The following is a 16,484-nucleotide window of genomic DNA, read 5'->3' as shown; positions in this document are numbered from 1 at the left end:
AATTAACATCATGATTAAATATTTTTTCAGCTGCATAGCAGCTGTAGGGCTAGTGTTTGCCTCAAATAATGCATCAGCACTGGATTTTTCACCTTACATTCGCGCTGAAAGTGGCGTCAATACTGAAGGTAGCTCTGCCGCATGTTTTAAATTGGCAGGCGCAGCAGCTAAGTACAGAATGGGTAACGAGTGTGAGGTTTATGCGGAACTAATGATGGGTCAAGAGTTGAATAAGTTCTCAAATGACTCTGCCCTAAATGCCCATGTCATGCTAAGTGCATATATGCCGCTAACGAGTAAAAAAATGCTGGATGACACTAATACTGACTTTCGCTTTGCACAGTTTTATATGAGTTGGGACAAAGCACCAGCATTAAATGGGGGTAATCTTTGGGCAGGTCGTCGCTACTATAAGCGTGAAGACGTGCATATCAACGACTTCTTTTACTGGAACCCTCAAGGCCTTGGTGCTGGCATTGAAGATGTGAGTATTGGCAAGCTTAAGCTAAGCTACGCCTTGTTTAGAGATGATAATAAAGACCAAAAATATTTAACGACTAGACACGATATTCAGCTTCGTGGACTTGATGTTAATCCAGATGGTCAATTGGAGTTTGGTCTTAGCATTATTCCAAAAAGCAGCCACACAACTACAGGCGATGACGGTTGGGCAGTCACAGTTCAGCATAGACAAATTAATATCATGGGTGATGGCAATAACAAGCTAGCCGTGCAATATGGCGTTGGTCCAGGCGTCGGTTTAGGCGGCACAGGCTCTATCGATAATGGCTCTGATGTAAAACGTTTTCGTATTGTTGATGGTTTGTATGCACAAATCACACCAAAACTTGGCGGTTTGTTGACAGCGGTTTACCAAAAAGACACCTCAAATGCTGGCGACCAAACTTGGACATCGATGGGTGGGCGCGTAAGTTATGGCGTGACCGAGCATTTTAAAATGCAAGCTGAGCTAGGTCAGGACTGGGTAACGCCGTCAGGTGGAGATACTCGCAGATTAACCAAACTCACTATTGCGCCATCTTGGGCAATTGCAAGTAACTTCTGGTCGCGTCCCGAGCTACGTTTCTTCTGTACCTATGCACAATGGAACGATGCTGCAAGTACTGCTGCAATTGGGTCTGGTGATTATGCAGTTGCCTCGTTGGCACCAACCAGTGCATTCGGGGGCTCCAATCACGGTGCTACGATAGGCTTGCAGTTCGAGGGTTGGTGGTAGCGTGCAACTAGTGATAATAAGACTTAATTTAAAAGGCTATCAACATGGAAAAACAAACACTTTCACAATTTTTACTAGACGAGCAGCGGCTGCGCGGTATTCATGATGACGAATTTGTACTGTTATTGAATGACATTGCAACTGCTTGTAAATCAATATCCAGAGCCGTCTGCAAAGGCGCTTTAAACGGTGTGATGGGCAGCCTTGAATGTGAAAACATTCAAGGTGAAACGCAAAAGCAGCTTGATGTGATTACTAATGATATTTTTATTGAAGTGAATCAAGTGGCTGGATATTACGCCGGAATGGCTTCAGAAGAGATGGATGCGCCTTATGAAATTCCAGTCAATCTGCGTAAAAGTGGCAAATACCTGCTGTTATTTGACCCACTCGATGGCTCTTCTAACGTGAATGTGAATATATCTGTAGGGACAATTTTTTCTATCTTACGTTGTCCAGAGGGCGTAGAGAATCCTAAAGTGAAAGACTATCTTCAATCGGGCATCACGCAGGTGTGCTCAGGATATGCGCTTTATGGATCATCAACGATGCTGGTGATTACTGCGGGCTTTGGCGTGAATGGCTTTACGCTAGATAACGATGTAGGTGAGTTTTATCTGACCCACCTCAATATGCGCGTTCCAGAAGATACGCATGAATTTGCAATCAACATGTCTAATCAGAAATCATGGGAAGCGCCGGTTAAAAACTATATTGAAGATTGCTTGAAAGGCACAGATGGCCCACGAGGCAAGCAATTCAATATGCGTTGGGTTGCTTCTATGGTGGCAGAGGTGCATCGCATTTTGATACGCGGCGGTATTTTTATGTATCCAGTAGATAGCAAGCTAAAAGACAAAGGCGGGAAATTACGCTTAATGTATGAAGCGAACCCAATGAGCTTTATTATTGAACAAGCTGGCGGGCTATCTTCCAGCGGGCGTCAGAGAATTGTGAATATTAAACCTAGCGGGCTTCACCAGAGAGTTCCCGTCATTATGGGTTCAAAAAATGAAGTGGAAATGATGTGTAGTTACTATTGATAATAATCAGCTAGCATGGCTTAAAACCAGCCTTCAAATTTTGACTTATAGCGGCATATATGACACTATCTATGCATAAATTTTTAGTAAAAATTTTACTAAATCGTAATATTCCAACGATAGAATATTATCGTACTTAATTCAACTACCTACTTCTAGCTTGATGATAATTGCTTAATCGTTCGAAGTTGATTTAAATAAATCATGTGAAAATTTCAGAATGGATTTGTCATAATCAAGCTAAGTTTCCTTACAATAGCGTATATCAGTCAGACGTACTCTAAGACTTTAATTTTGGTCGCCGCAAAATGCCCAAAAACGTAATTAGCAAGCAAGTCCCAATGTTAGAACATTTCAATACCATTATTATCGGCTCTGGTCCTAGCGGCTTATCTGCGGCCGTGCGTGCTACTGAGCAGAAACTATCCTACTTACTGCTAGAAGCCGAACAAGAACCAGCCAGTACCATCCGCAGTTATCTTCGTGGCAAACTCGTCATGTCTGAGCCGCGCGCCCTGCCTATTCGCAGCCCTTTACCGTTCACCGCTTCTTTGCGCGAAACTGTGCTGGATACTTGGGAAAAGACGATTATTGATTACAACTTGAATATTCGTTACGGTAGCAAAGTGACAGGCATACACCGCCGTGAAAAATGGTTGGAATTAGAACTCGCTGATGGTAGCCAAGTCACCGCAGATCATATGGTTTTGGCGATTGGTGTTCAAGGCAATTTACGTCAGTTACAAATTCCAGGTGGCGATGTACCGCAAGTGCAATATCAATTAGATGACCCGCAAGCATACCAAGATGAAACCATTGTGGTCATTGGTGGTGGTGATAGTGGCGTGGAAAATGCGCTAGCGCTGACTGGGCGCAACCAGATCATTATTCTCAATCGTGCAGACGACTTTAGTAATTGTAAGGAAAGCAACCTCAGTCAACTGACAGAAGCGCGAAAAAGAGGCGCTTTAGATTGGTTATTGGAAACCAGACCGCAAGCGATTGAAGTCAATACCAAAGGTGAATTTCCTATTACTGTGGTTGCCAATACGCCAAATGGCATTGAGCGCATTCCATGCCACCGCGTGATTGCACGGCTTGGCGCCCTGCCCTCACGACCGCTGCTTGAAGGCTTTGGCGTAGGTTTTCCGACGGACGACCTTGCTGCATTGCCTTTATTATCATCGCATTATGAATCCAGCGTGCCAGGACTTTATATCATCGGCGCGCTGGCTGGTTACCCGCTCATTAAGCAGGGGATTAATCAAGGCTATGAAGTCATTGAGTACATCTTAGGCAACCCAGTAGAACCTGCTGATACGGCTTTACTACGTGATAAGTTTGCGAGTTTTTGCAACGACCGTGGCGTGGATGATGTGTTGGAAAAAATACGCAAAAGCGTTCCATTATTAAAAATGCTCACTACCTTGCAGCTACGTGAGTTAGTGCTGCAAAGCAATATCTTACAGCCCGAGCCTGGCGATATTATCTTTAAACGTAATGATTACAGCACTACTTTTTTCTTCATTATCGAAGGCGATTTAGATGTATTAATTGATGAAGATGATATACCAGACGCCAAACTCACAACAGGTCAATTCTTTGGTGAAATGGCGCTTGTGTCTGGCCGCCGCAGGGCAGGCACGGTACGCGCTCGTACTAAATGCGTACTGATTGAAACGCCTAGACGCGTCATGCAAAAACTGGTTGATTCAGTACAATCAATGCGCCGCGTACTCAACGAAGTGGCGATTAAGTGGGTCGTACATGTGTGTATCGGCCTCACGCTCAGTGAAGAAGATCTCAATAATTTAGCAAGCCATGCCACGCTCAAAAGCTATGCCGCGGGTGAAGAGTTATTCCATGAGGGTGATCAAGCCGATGGGCTATATTTGATTCAAAGTGGCTCAGTCACTGTTTCTCGCATGATAGGCGGTCGCGAGGTTGTACTTTTCTATGTGGCGGCAGGTAATTATGTAGGTGAAATGTCTTTAGTTTCAGGTGAACCACGCTACGCCACGGTGCGAGCGGCGGTTGCAACGGAAGCAGTGTTAATAGACGCTGGTCGCATGAATGATATTATCGCGCGCAATCCAGAAATTCGCAGTGAGTTAGACGCACGCTATCTAAAACATTTGCAGGATCAGGAAAAACGCCAACAGCTTGAAACCACCGACAATCCGGGCTCATTAGGCAATCAATCAACACCATCAAACCTCATCTCATTCCTGATTCAACAAGGTGTGGGCGAAGCCACTGACGTTTTGTTGATAGATGAATCACTCTGTGTGCGTTGCAACTACTGTGAAGACGCCTGTGCCGATACCCATGGCGGCGCAACAAGGCTGGATCGAGATGCTGGGCCAATCTTTGCCAACATTCGCGTACCGACCTCATGTCGTCACTGTGAACATCCGCACTGTATGAAAGACTGTCCACCAGATGCGATTCACCGTGCACCGCATGGCGAAGTTTACATTGATGATAGCTGTATTGGCTGCGGCAACTGCCAACAAAATTGTCCGTATGACGTGATTCAAATGGCAGTGATACAAGACCAGCCTGAACGTAGTATCTGGCAAATCTTACTGGGCATTCAGCCAAAAGCATTACCTATCGTTGGCGGCTCTAAAGTAGCGGTTAAGTGCGACATGTGCAAAGACATCAAAGAAGGCCCTGTATGTGTACGCGCCTGCCCAGTTGGCGCGGCGTTGCGCGTGAACCCAGAAGAGCTGCTCAACTATGCAGGCGGCTCTAACACTGACAGCGTGACAAACGAAGTCTTTTTAACTGAATCTGACGGAAACTAGAGAAGCTCCCATGCAGCGCGGCAATATTTTCGACTACAAAAACTATCGCTACTTCAAGTTAGCCATCATCGTCATTGCGATTGCGTTTACGGTCTATATGCTATTTGAACCCGCTGTTGGTTACTATGGTGGAAGCTGGCTGGGTTATGGTTTAGGCACAGTTTCTGCCGCTTTAGTATTCTGGATGGCATGGTATGGCGTGCGCAAGCGTCGTTATCGAAGCAGCGGATCAACTCAAGGATGGTTATCAGCTCACATTTATCTAGGTACAGCACTCACAGTCACAGCCACACTCCACAGTGGCTTTCATTTTGGTATCAATGTTCATAGCCTAGCTTATGGTTTATTAATCATTGTCGTTGTCAGCGGGTTTTTTGGCAATTATGCCTACATGATTTACCCTCGCCTCATGACCGAAAATATGGGGGAAGATAGCTTGGATGGTCTGTTATTGCGGATTGCAGAAACAGATAAGCTAGCCCGCCAGATTGCTTTAGTCATGCCAGACGACATCAACTTCACAGTAGATCGTGCCTGTCGAGAAACCTATATAGGCACTGGCTTGCTCGAACAACTAAGAGGCTATCAACCAGATTGCCCAACAGCTGTTGCCGTTGAAAAGCTCACGGTGCTTGGTAACCATTTAACGGGTGAGCAACGTAAGTTATATCGCGAGCTATATTCCATCATGGTGCGGCGACAATCTTTAGTGAAACGCGCCCGACAAGATTTAATGTATAGAGCTAGGCTTGGCTTTTGGCTTTATTTCCATACACCTTTTGCTGTTGCTTTATTAGCTGCCATGGTCGCGCATATTCTCGTTGTATTTCTTTACTGGTAAGTCATGATTAATTGCCTTTTAATCAAAATCTCACATAATAAGCGCGGCATGCCCGTGCGTAGTTACCGTACGCTAACCGCTGAAGAGTTGTCGATTGGACGTGGCGCAGAATGTAACATTCACCTACTCGACCCACGCATTTCCATGCACCACGCCATTATCAAACGCTTGGATGATGGGCAGCTTCATTTGGTTGCAGTCAATGGTGAGCTTGAAGTAGATGGCGCAATACTGCCAAATATTGCACTTACACATGGCACGCAAGTCATGATTGGGCCGTTTCAGTTAAAGGTCGAGCCTGCTCCACCTGATGTAAATATTGCCGTGTCACTAACCTTACTACATCTTTTACCAGATGATTTTCAAGATTTAAAGTCACGAACACACGAACCTCTTAGGGGTGCGTCAGCCTTTAAGAAAAAACTGGCGCTATCGTTAGTGGCATTTATTGCGCTTGTTTTTCTGGTACTACCGTTAGCTCAAAATCTGATTCCTAATCTCCATGCAGCAATGGCAAAACTGCCTTTAGGATTTGATCGAGCATGGAGCCCCGGACATATTTCTAATTCACACCTGCACTTTGGATCGCAATGTTCTAATTGCCATGAAGTATTAACACAGCAGGTGACAGACAAAGCCTGCATAAAATGTCATCAAAACGTTGCGCCACATATTGCCAATCCTAAGTTACAAGAGCGAGTATTTAATCACAACAAACTGTTCATGGACGGCATACGCTGCGCTGAATGTCACCGTGAACACAAAGCGCCATATCCACTGGCACGACAAGATAATAGTACCTGTGTTAGATGTCACGGCAATATTAAGGCGGTCGATAGCAACACCAAACTACCGAACATTCATGACTTCGATCGTGATCACCCTGTCTTTAAACTCACGTTTTTAACGGGTGATAAACAGAAGAAAATTGAGCGCATTCCACAAACTGACAAAGCACGGCTAGTCGAGCAATCAGGCCTCAAATTTCCACACTCGCAGCATTTTGGCAAAGTACAAGGGCCAAATGGCGTTTGGGACATACGCGAAATGACATGTACTAATTGCCATCAGCAAGAAGGCAAAGAGATGCGTTTTAAACCAGTTTCTTATAACCGTGATTGCGTGACGTGCCATGCTAACCAGCTGACAATGGGCCCGCCAGATGCACTCATCACTGTGCCACATGGATCAGAACAAAACGTGATGAATGCACTAAAGGTGCAAGCACCTAAACAAGTTGCGCATTATTCAGAATCTTTAAAAACTGACGGTTGCGCATACTGCCATGAAATCAATGATTTTAAAGCTGAAACTAAGGTTGCAACTAAGACTGAAGCAAAAGCTGACTCTGTCGATTCTAAGGTTAAGACCAATCCTGATGATCACTTGCCATGGCACGTAGCACCTTTAAATATCAACCAAGATTGGTTCAGCAAGGCGCATTTTAATCACGCTTCACATCAAACTCAGAAATGTCAGTCTTGCCATGCTGTAGAAGAGTCTGATTCTAGTGCAGATGTTGCAATGCCTGATCGCCAATCATGCTTAAGATGCCATTCTGGTAACAGCCCGAAACCTAAGCGTATTGCAAGCAGCTGTATGTCATGCCATGACTTTCATGACTCACATGTGATGCATGAATCTTTACCAGAACAAAAGTAAATCACCAAAGTAAATCAATAGTTTAATAATCTCTAGCGATTGAACCGCTAAAATTAAAACAATAAAAAACCCAGCACTTGGCTGGGTTTTTTATTTAAAGCTAACGCTTAAAGAATTAACCTTTAATTGAACGTTTACGCTCGTGCTCTAACAAGTAACGTTTACGGATACGAATGGTTTTAGGTGTAATTTCAACCAACTCATCATCATCAATAAACTCAACTGCTGATTCTAATGATAATGCGATTGGAGTAATCAAACGCACCGCTTCATCAGTACCTGATGAACGAATGTTAGTCAATTGCTTACCTTTAATCGGGTTTACAATCAAATCGTTATCACGGCTGTGAATACCAATAATCATACCTTCGTACAATTTATCACCTGGCACTGTGAACATTTTACCGCGGTCTTGTAACTTCCAAAGCGCGTAGGCCACAGCTTCACCATTTTCAGCTGAAATCAATACACCATTACGACGACCTGGCATATCTGCTTTTACTGGTGCGTAGTCATCAAACACATGGCCCATCAAACCTGTACCACGTGTCATAGTTAAAAACTCACCTTGGAAACCAATCAAACCACGTGCTGGAATTCTGTATTCTAAACGCGTACGGCCATTACCATCTGATTCCATATTTTGCATTTCACCACGACGACGACCTAACTCCTCCATCGCTGCACCTTGATGCTCATCTTCTACGTCAACTGTAAGAATTTCGTACGGCTCACATTTTTCACCATTGATTTCACGGTAAACTACCTTTGGCTTACCTACAGCCATTTCGAAACCTTCACGGCGCATGTTTTCTAATAAAATCGTCAAGTGCAACTCACCGCGACCAGAAACACGGAATACGTCTGCATCTTCAGTATCTTCAACACGTAAAGCAACGTTCACTAAAAGCTCTTTAGTTAAACGGTCACGAATTTGACGTGAAGTCACAAACTTACCTTCTGTACCTGCTAATGGTGAAGTATTCACCATAAAGTCCATCGTCAAGGTTGGCTCATCCACGCCTAAGTGTGGCAAGCCTTTTGGATTTTCACGATCACACACAGTGAAGCCGATACCAATATCATCTAAACCAGAAATAATCACAATGTCGCCAGCTTCAGCTTCTTCAACCGCAACACGCTCTAAACCACGGAAACCAAGTACTTGATTGATTTTACCTACAGCGATTTGTTTATCTTCATTCATCACTGTCACAGCTTGGCCAGGCTTGATTTTACCGTTAGTGATACGACCAACGCCTAAACGACCAGTGTAAGTAGAGTAATCTAATGCTGAAATTTGTAATTGAAGCGGTGCAGTGCTATCACCTTCTGGTGGCGCTACATGGCTTAAAATGGTTTCAAACAGCGCACGCATATTGTCGCTTGGTGTTTTCATATCCAACATGGCGTAGCCATTGATTGCTGACGCGTATACAACTGGGAAATCCAACTGCTCATCCGTTGCGCCTAAGTTAGCGAACAAATCAAACGTTTGGTTTACAACCCAATCAGTACGCGCACCCGGACGGTCTACCTTATTAATTACTACGATTGGTTTTAAACCAAGCGCTAAAGCTTTTTTCGTGACGAAACGTGTTTGCGGCATTGGGCCTTCAACGGCATCTACTAATAGAACAACACCATCCACCATACCTAATACGCGCTCAACCTCACCACCGAAGTCAGCATGGCCTGGGGTATCTACCACGTTAATATGTGTACCTTCATAGTTCAAGGCAGTATTTTTAGCTAAAATGGTAATGCCGCGTTCTTTTTCAATATCGCCACTATCCATAACACGTTCAGACACAACTTGGTGTCCTGTAAACGTACCAGCTTGATGTAAAAGTTTATCAACCATAGTCGTTTTACCATGGTCAACGTGGGCGATAATTGCGATATTTCTTAAATTACGAGACATGAATTGCTACCAGTTCTATTGAAAGGCGGCGATTTTAACACAATAAATGCCTATTTCCTTTTACTAATGCAATTATTATTTGACATTCTGTTTTAAATGGTTATACTGCGCGCTTCATTCGCATTACGGCAATTTGTAATGCTTGAATCATTGCCCTGACCCTTCTGTTGCTCGTGAAATATTGAAGCAACTATTCAAAAGGTTAAATTCGCAAGTTTGAATTTAATTTTTACTGGTTAGCGGCTGTGCCCGTGCGCTGGTAAAGATTATATTAGCTTGTTTAATATTAAGTTAAAACGAAATGTCGTTCACTCGGCTTCAAGTAATTAATTTAACTAAACCAAATATTCTCTGCGTTTATATTGCTCTTGAACATATGCTCAACTAATCGCATGTGTTCAAATGATATGCCCGTTTTTACTAAGCGCCCTTTTGTTTTTTTATTGAAAGGGACTACTTTGTCTTTTGAATCACTAAATCTTGATAATGCCTTACTTCGTGCTATTGAAGAATCTGGCTACACCACACCAACCGCTATCCAATCACAAGCAATTCCTGTTGTGACTGCTGGCCACGATTTGATGGCTTCTGCCCAAACTGGTACAGGTAAAACTGCAGCATTTATGTTGCCAGCGCTAAATTTATTAGCTACTCCACACGAATTAAAAAGCCGCGGCCCGCGCATTTTGGTACTTGTACCAACACGTGAACTTGCAACACAAGTAAACGAAGCTGCACGCAAATACGGTAAATTCATCCGCGCACGTACAGTAAGTATCGTAGGCGGCATGCCTTACCCACTACAAAACAAATTACTATCACAACCATTAGACATTCTAGTAGCAACGCCTGGTCGTTTACTAGATCACATGGAACGTGGTCGTATTGATTTGTCTCGTTTACAAATGTTGATTTTGGATGAAGCTGACCGTATGTTAGATATGGGCTTCTTGCCTGATGTTGAGCGTATCTGTGAGCAACTATCTGCTGAGCGTCAAACACTATTGTTCTCTGCAACATTAGATGGTGACATTGCACGTGTAGCTAAACAGATTCTTAAAAATCCAAAAACAATTCAAGTAGCTGGTCAAAAAGAAAAACATGCCAACATTGAGCAACGTTTGCACTATGTTGATGACATGACTCATAAAAACAAATTGCTTGAGCATTTGTTGATTGCACCTGAAGTAAACCAAGTGATTATTTTCACCAGCACTAAACGCCATTGCGACGTGTTAGCTGAAGACTTATACGCTGCTGGTCACAAAACTGCCGCTTTACATGGCGACATGACACAAGGTGCGCGTAACCGCACATTGACTAAATTGCGTCAAGGCGATGTAAAAGTATTAGTGGCGACTGATGTTGCTGCCCGCGGTATCGATATCAATGGTATCAGCCACGTGATTAACTATGACCTACCAAAATTTGCTGAAGACTATGTGCATCGTATTGGTCGTACTGGCCGTGCTGGTAAAACTGGTATTGCGATTTCTTTCGCATCAAATATGGATCGTCATATCTTACGTAAAATTGAGCAATTCACTGGTAACCGTATGGAGCCAGGTGTTGTTGAAGGTTTTGAACCAAAACGTGCTATGAAAATGGACGGTCCAGGTAATGGCCGTGGTGATCGTGGTGATATTCGCCGTGATGCACATAAACCAGGTGGTCGTGGTGGCTTTAAACCGCGTGATGACAGAGGTGGTTTTAACAACCGCAATAGCGAGCCTCGTGGCGATCGTCCAAGCTTCAACCGTGACAGCAGTAGCCGTGATGAAAATCGTGGCAACCGCGAGTCAGCACCGCGTGAGTCAAATGGCAATTCAGCTAGACCTGAATTCAATCGTTCAGAAAGACCTTCTGGCGACCGTCCACGTAGTTTTGGTGATCGTAATTCAAGTGGCGATCGTAGCCGTAGCGAACGCCCAAGCGGTGACCGCAGCTTTGGTGACCGTGCAAATGCAGGCGCGCCCAACCGTAGCTTTGGCGACAGCGTAGCTTTCGGCAAAAAACCTTTCTCACGTGATGGCGCAAGTGCTCCACGTAGCGAAGGCAACCGTGGTGACCGTGACAGCCGTGGTAACCGTCCTGATGCAAATCGTGGCGATAACCGTGTACTAGGCGCTCGTTATGAAGGCCGCAATGACGCACCTCGTGGTGATCGTTCTAGCGCTCCTTCACGTGACAGCCGTCCAGCGCGTCCAAACAGCGATTCACGTAGCTTCGGCAATGCGAGTGCTGGCGGTAGCGGTGCTCCGCGTCGCCCACGTAGCTTCGCTTAAGTTATTTGACGTAAACTTTAATTGAACAGTACCCAACAAATGACAGAAACAGTAGTTTTAGAAAATCTCGCTTTTACAGATCTAGGTTTAGCGCCAGAGTTACTTAAAGCGCTAACTGAGTCTGGTTACACCAAACCTACGCCAATTCAGGCACAGGCAATCCCTGTTGCTTTGGCGGGGGGCGACTTAATGGCGGGCGCGCAAACTGGTACAGGTAAAACTGCAGCGTTTGCACTACCTCTGTTACAAAAATTACTGCCACTGGCAAGCTCAAGTGCTTCACCTGCTAAACACCCTGTCCGCGCGTTGATTTTAACGCCAACGCGTGAATTGGCGATTCAGGTAGAGGAAAGCGTAAAAGCGTATGCAAAACATACTCCACTTCGCTCGCTTGTAGTTTATGGTGGTGTTGACATCAAAACCCAAACGCCACACCTTAAAACGGGCGTAGAAGTTTTGGTCGCGACGCCAGGTCGTTTGTTGGATCATATTGAACAGAAAACTATTCAGCTAAACCAAGTGCAAATATTGGTACTTGATGAAGCCGATAGAATGTTAGACATGGGCTTTATGCCTGATTTAAAAAGAATTTTGGCGTTGCTACCTAAGCAGCGTCAAAATTTAATGTTTTCTGCAACATTTTCAAACGACATTAAAAAATTAGCCGATGAGTTTTTAACTAAACCTCAGTTGATTGAAGTCGCGCGCAGCAATGCGACCAATGATAACGTGACACAGAAAGTCTACGAAGTCGCACAAAGCGATAAAGAAACGCTTTTAATACAATTATTAAAAGCTGCTAATGCAAGTCAGGTGATTATATTCACCAAAACCAAAATTACTGCCAGCCGCCTAAGCCGTAGCTTAGCGCGTGAAGGCATTGCCGCTGATGCGATTCATGGCGACAAAACACAACAAGAACGTATTAAAGCCTTAGATGGGTTTAAGGCAGGGACAATTACTGCACTAGTTGCGACTGATGTTGCTGCTCGCGGTTTAGATATTAGCGAATTACCAATGGTAATTAACTATGAAATTCCAAGTGCACCAGAAGATTACGTACACCGTATTGGCCGTACAGGTCGCGCTGGTGCGTTAGGTATCGCGATTTCTTTTGTTAGCCCAGAAGAAGACAAATACATCGTTGAAATCGAAAAGCTGATTAAACGCCAAATTCCAAAAGAAACTGTCGCGCTTGAAAAACCAAGTAGTAAAGCACGCTCAACTAGCAATAAAGAATCAAGCTACAAGCCAAATAATACCCAAGATGCGAGCGCTACCAAGCGTATGCCACCTAAAAAGAAAAGTAGCGACCCGTGGTTTGATAAGCCTTACGAGGCTTCGACTGCACCATCTAATGCAAATGTTATCGCCAAACCGATTCTTGGTAATAAAGCACCTGTTGCAGCACTGCTAGGCGGATTAAGATTAAATAAGTAGTTTGTAGTAATGCCCAAATCATCAAAACTTCTTCGGAATACTTTGACAAATTTGGGCCTATTATTACGATTAAGTTTTTTACCACACTGGCTGCGAAAGCCACTATACGCATTCGCCTTAGCTGGAACATTAGTTTATCTAACTATCCTCATCACCATTGGCAGCTATGCCAAGCAACTCATCAACAACCCACCTTCTCAACAAGCTGATGCAGCGCTCATTTTAGGCAATCGCGCTTATTTACATGGCAAACCTAACCCATGCCTCACTGGTCGCGTTGATGAAGGCCTGCTATTAGCTCAACAAGGCTTAGTAAGCACATTACTAATGTCTGGTGGCTTGGATTATGAGGATGAGCGAATAGAGGCCGTGACTATGGAAGCACACGCAAGAAGCAAAGGTTTTCAAGGGGAAATATTGCTTGAATCTCGCTCTAGCTCGACATTAGAAAATCTAACATTTTCACGTCCCATTTTAGAAGCTGCAGACATCAAAAATATCATCATCACCTCTGAGCCCTATCACATGTGGCGCGTAAAAAAGCTAGTAGAAGCAGGTCATTTAGGTCGAAAAATTAATGTGAGTTACGCTGCAGCGTCAAGTCAATGCTGGGTTAACTGGGGCATGGCATTCAAGGGCGCGCTGCGTGAACCGCTGGCGGTTATCAACAACTACGCTAAAGGCTACTTCTAGCGCTTTCACTCAGAGTATTTTTACTCAGCCTAAATTAATTGGTACGTCTACGTGCAACAAAAGCCATTAATATAAGTCCAGCAAACATCATGCTGTAGGTTTCTGGTTCTGGACCAACTTCAATATTTCGACTAATAGACGATACCGCGTAATTAACGAAATTATCTTTACCATATGAAGATACTCTAGAAATAGCACTCAAAAATGCTTCATGACTGCGGCTGTACAGGAGCTTGGTGGAGTTAGCATCCTGTGAATCGTCATTCTGAAGAAAGTCACTAAGATAACCAACATCAAGTGACCAGTCTTTCGTGTACCCAAGCAATGTTGTTGCATTATTAACATTCAAGCCACCATCTATCATGCTCACATTAACGTAACCATCGTTAAAAGAAGTAAAACTGTTAGCCTCGGAGAGTATGTCACTAGAGGCGTAAACCATATTTACAGCTTGAGTTTGATTTGCTTCTACAACTGCGGATAGGCTTAATGCCACGAATATGGTCGAGCAGATAGATAGAAATTTAATTCGCATAGGGTTACTCCATAATATTTAAGATAAAACCCCTAATGTGTTTATATCTTTAGATATTCAAAGTAATTTTTGTTAAAGAATTAACTTAAACAAACCCGATACTAAATGATACAAACGATGTTGGCTTGTTTTTATTGAATATATTCAAATTTTTTATATTCATTTATGCCATTAACACGAAAAGTACCATAAATTTGAGCTGATTATCAAGAAATTTTTAACAAAATCCTAAAAATAATACAAAAAATATGTTACAAATTGTTACACAAACCCCTATATTTAGCCATACCATCGTTAAAAGAACCTAACCGTCTCAATCCGCTTATTTTTGTACAGATAATTTGTACATTATTGCACTTTTACTTCAAAACAATAAACATCAACGCCATTTGCTGGGGCAATTAAAGTAGCCGGAATCTTGATACCCTTACGCCAGTTATCCACAGCCTCCTGCTTACCAGCGCCTGTCACCATGAATATCACCTCATGCGTATTATTTAAGCGATTCTGGCTGACGGTTACGCGCTCAGCTGGTGGCTTGGGCGAATTGAATACTGGCACTGCATCCGTACTGTTATCCACTACATGATTTGGAAATAATGAAGCTGTATGACCATCCTCACCCAAACCTAATAACACCATATCGAAGGTTGGCGCACCAGCTAGAGTTTCAGAATAGGCTTTTGCACCTTCAACTGGACCCAACTCAGCAGGTATATCGTGAACTTGTTGTGCAGGAATATCGACGTGATTGAGCCAAACCTGATTTGCCATCAAACTGTTTCGATCTTCATGGTCAACTGGCAAGCAACGCTCATCACCATGGTAAATATGCCATTTTGACCAATTCATAGGCAAATCACGCAACACACTGTAGATAGCTTTAGGCGTGTTTCCGCCAGCAAGAACGATTGAAAATCTGCCGCGTTTAGCAATGGCCTCATTCGCACTCTTTACAATAGCCTCACAAATACCGTGTCTTAGTGACTCTATACTTTCGAAGGATTTCCATCTGTCGATACTTTTTTCCTGCATTATTGCTCATTTCAATATCAAAAATTAATCAGACCGAATTGGACACGAAATCAAGAAAATTGTCATGCTTTTTATACTTTTTCTATCAAATCACTGTATGAATTTGCCTGCTTGCTTTATCATATATGGCTATTGTAGATAGCTTCTATTTGGAACAGACAATGTTAATTAAAGACAGTGAAGTTGTTGACCTTAATACACCAACAGGTGAAATGCGCGCACATATTTTCCGCCCTGCCGCACCAGGTAAATACCCTGCCATTTTGATGTTTTCTGAAATTTTTCAAGTCACCGCACCTATTCGTCGTACAGCAGCCATGTTAGCTGGCCATGGCTTTATTGTTGCCTGCCCAGAAATCTATCATGAATTTGAACCGCTAGGCACAGTACTCGCTTACGATGAGGCAGGCACGATACGTGGCAATGAACTTAAAACCACAAAACCTGTAGATGCTTACGACAGTGACGCTAAAGCGGTACTAGACTATCTAAAATCACGTAGTGACTGCACAGGCCGTTTAGGCGTTATGGGTATCTGCATAGGTGGGCATCTTGCTTTTCGCGCTGCAATGAATCCAGAAGTACGGGCTGCTGTATGTTTCTACGCAACCGACATACACAAAAAGTCTTTAGGACTAGGCAAAAACGATAACTCATTAGAGCGTGCCGGCGAAATTAAAGGTGAGCTGTTACATATCTGGGGACGCCAAGACCCGCACGTACCATTAGAAGGTCGTAATATGGTGAAAGCACGCCTCGATGAGGTTGGCACACGCTACACGTGGCATGAGTTTAATGGCCAACACGCATTCATGCGCGATGAAGGTCACCGTTACGACCCTGCACTTTCACGTTTAAGCTGGGATTTATTGCTTGAACTGTTCAATCGCCGTTTAGGCTGGGGTGATTTGGATATGGAGTCAGACGGTTCAGCAGAAGCGCGCCATTAGAAATAATCAGTTTTACTAATGCACTTAAT

At 43.6% G+C, this 16,484-nt stretch carries 12 protein-coding genes; 9 read left to right on the top strand and 3 right to left on the bottom strand.

Annotated elements, in window-relative coordinates; genetic code table 11:
* The first annotated feature begins 10 nt into the window (after positions 1-10).
* The 5 genes from M301_RS05755 to M301_RS05735 all read left to right on the top strand — a co-directional run bounded on the left by M301_RS05755 (position 11) and on the right by M301_RS05735 (position 7,593).
* A complete protein-coding gene (locus M301_RS05755; protein WP_013147824.1) occupies positions 11-1,237 on the top strand; it encodes a maltoporin in 1,227 nt (408 codons plus the stop codon).
* Between the two features lie 44 nt (positions 1,238-1,281).
* Complete coding sequence (locus tag M301_RS05750; protein WP_013147823.1) at positions 1,282-2,280, top strand: class 1 fructose-bisphosphatase; 999 nt, start codon at positions 1,282-1,284, stop codon at positions 2,278-2,280.
* A gap of 341 nt (positions 2,281-2,621) precedes the next feature.
* Positions 2,622-5,090, top strand: a complete 2,469-nt coding sequence (locus M301_RS05745) for a cyclic nucleotide-binding domain-containing protein (protein ID WP_041359366.1) — start codon at positions 2,622-2,624, stop codon at positions 5,088-5,090.
* Between the two features lie 10 nt (positions 5,091-5,100).
* Complete coding sequence (locus M301_RS05740; protein WP_013147821.1) at positions 5,101-5,931, top strand: hypothetical protein; 831 nt, start codon at positions 5,101-5,103, stop codon at positions 5,929-5,931.
* A gap of 3 nt (positions 5,932-5,934) precedes the next feature.
* Positions 5,935-7,593, top strand: coding sequence for a cytochrome c3 family protein (locus M301_RS05735; RefSeq protein ID WP_148218580.1), 1,659 nt, complete (start codon positions 5,935-5,937; stop codon positions 7,591-7,593).
* A gap of 115 nt (positions 7,594-7,708) precedes the next feature.
* Here the strand turns inward: M301_RS05735 and typA are convergent, their stop codons facing one another.
* Positions 7,709-9,517, bottom strand: a complete 1,809-nt coding sequence (typA, locus tag M301_RS05730) for a translational GTPase TypA (protein ID WP_013147819.1) — start codon at positions 9,515-9,517, stop codon at positions 7,709-7,711.
* Positions 9,518-9,975: 458 nt separating this feature from the next.
* Here typA and M301_RS05725 point away from each other — a divergent pair, with 458 nt between their 5' ends.
* From M301_RS05725 to M301_RS05715, 3 genes are read left to right on the top strand one after another with little or no spacing between them, the layout of a single operon-like run.
* On the top strand, positions 9,976-11,802 hold the full coding sequence (locus M301_RS05725; protein WP_041359879.1) for a DEAD/DEAH box helicase: 1,827 nt from the start codon (positions 9,976-9,978) through the stop codon (positions 11,800-11,802).
* Between the two features lie 39 nt (positions 11,803-11,841).
* Complete coding sequence (locus M301_RS05720) at positions 11,842-13,242, top strand: DEAD/DEAH box helicase (protein WP_013147817.1); 1,401 nt, start codon at positions 11,842-11,844, stop codon at positions 13,240-13,242.
* Between the two features lie 42 nt (positions 13,243-13,284).
* Positions 13,285-13,935 carry a YdcF family protein gene (locus M301_RS05715; protein ID WP_202943941.1) on the top strand — a complete coding sequence of 217 codons (651 nt, stop codon included), beginning with the start codon at positions 13,285-13,287 and terminating at the stop codon, positions 13,933-13,935.
* 34 nt (positions 13,936-13,969) lie between these two features.
* On the opposite strand, the gene M301_RS05710 is transcribed toward M301_RS05715, so the two are convergent.
* The gene (locus M301_RS05710; protein ID WP_013147815.1) at positions 13,970-14,470 is read right to left on the bottom strand and encodes a PEP-CTERM sorting domain-containing protein; all 501 of its coding nucleotides are present in this window, start codon (positions 14,468-14,470) and stop codon (positions 13,970-13,972) included.
* A gap of 348 nt (positions 14,471-14,818) precedes the next feature.
* Positions 14,819-15,505 (bottom strand): 6-phosphogluconolactonase, encoded by a 687-nt coding sequence (gene pgl / locus M301_RS05705; protein ID WP_013147814.1) that lies wholly within the window; start codon positions 15,503-15,505, stop codon positions 14,819-14,821.
* A gap of 161 nt (positions 15,506-15,666) precedes the next feature.
* Between pgl and M301_RS05700 the strand changes: the two genes are divergently transcribed.
* Positions 15,667-16,455 carry a dienelactone hydrolase family protein gene (locus tag M301_RS05700; protein ID WP_013147813.1) on the top strand — a complete coding sequence of 263 codons (789 nt, stop codon included), beginning with the start codon at positions 15,667-15,669 and terminating at the stop codon, positions 16,453-16,455.
* Positions 16,456-16,484: the final 29 nt, after the last annotated feature.

The sequence above is a fragment of the Methylotenera versatilis 301 genome, assembly GCF_000093025.1.
GTDB lineage: Bacteria > Pseudomonadota > Gammaproteobacteria > Burkholderiales > Methylophilaceae > Methylotenera > Methylotenera versatilis.
Note: the sequence above shows the minus strand (reverse complement) of the source record. Positions and strands in the feature narration are given on the sequence as shown.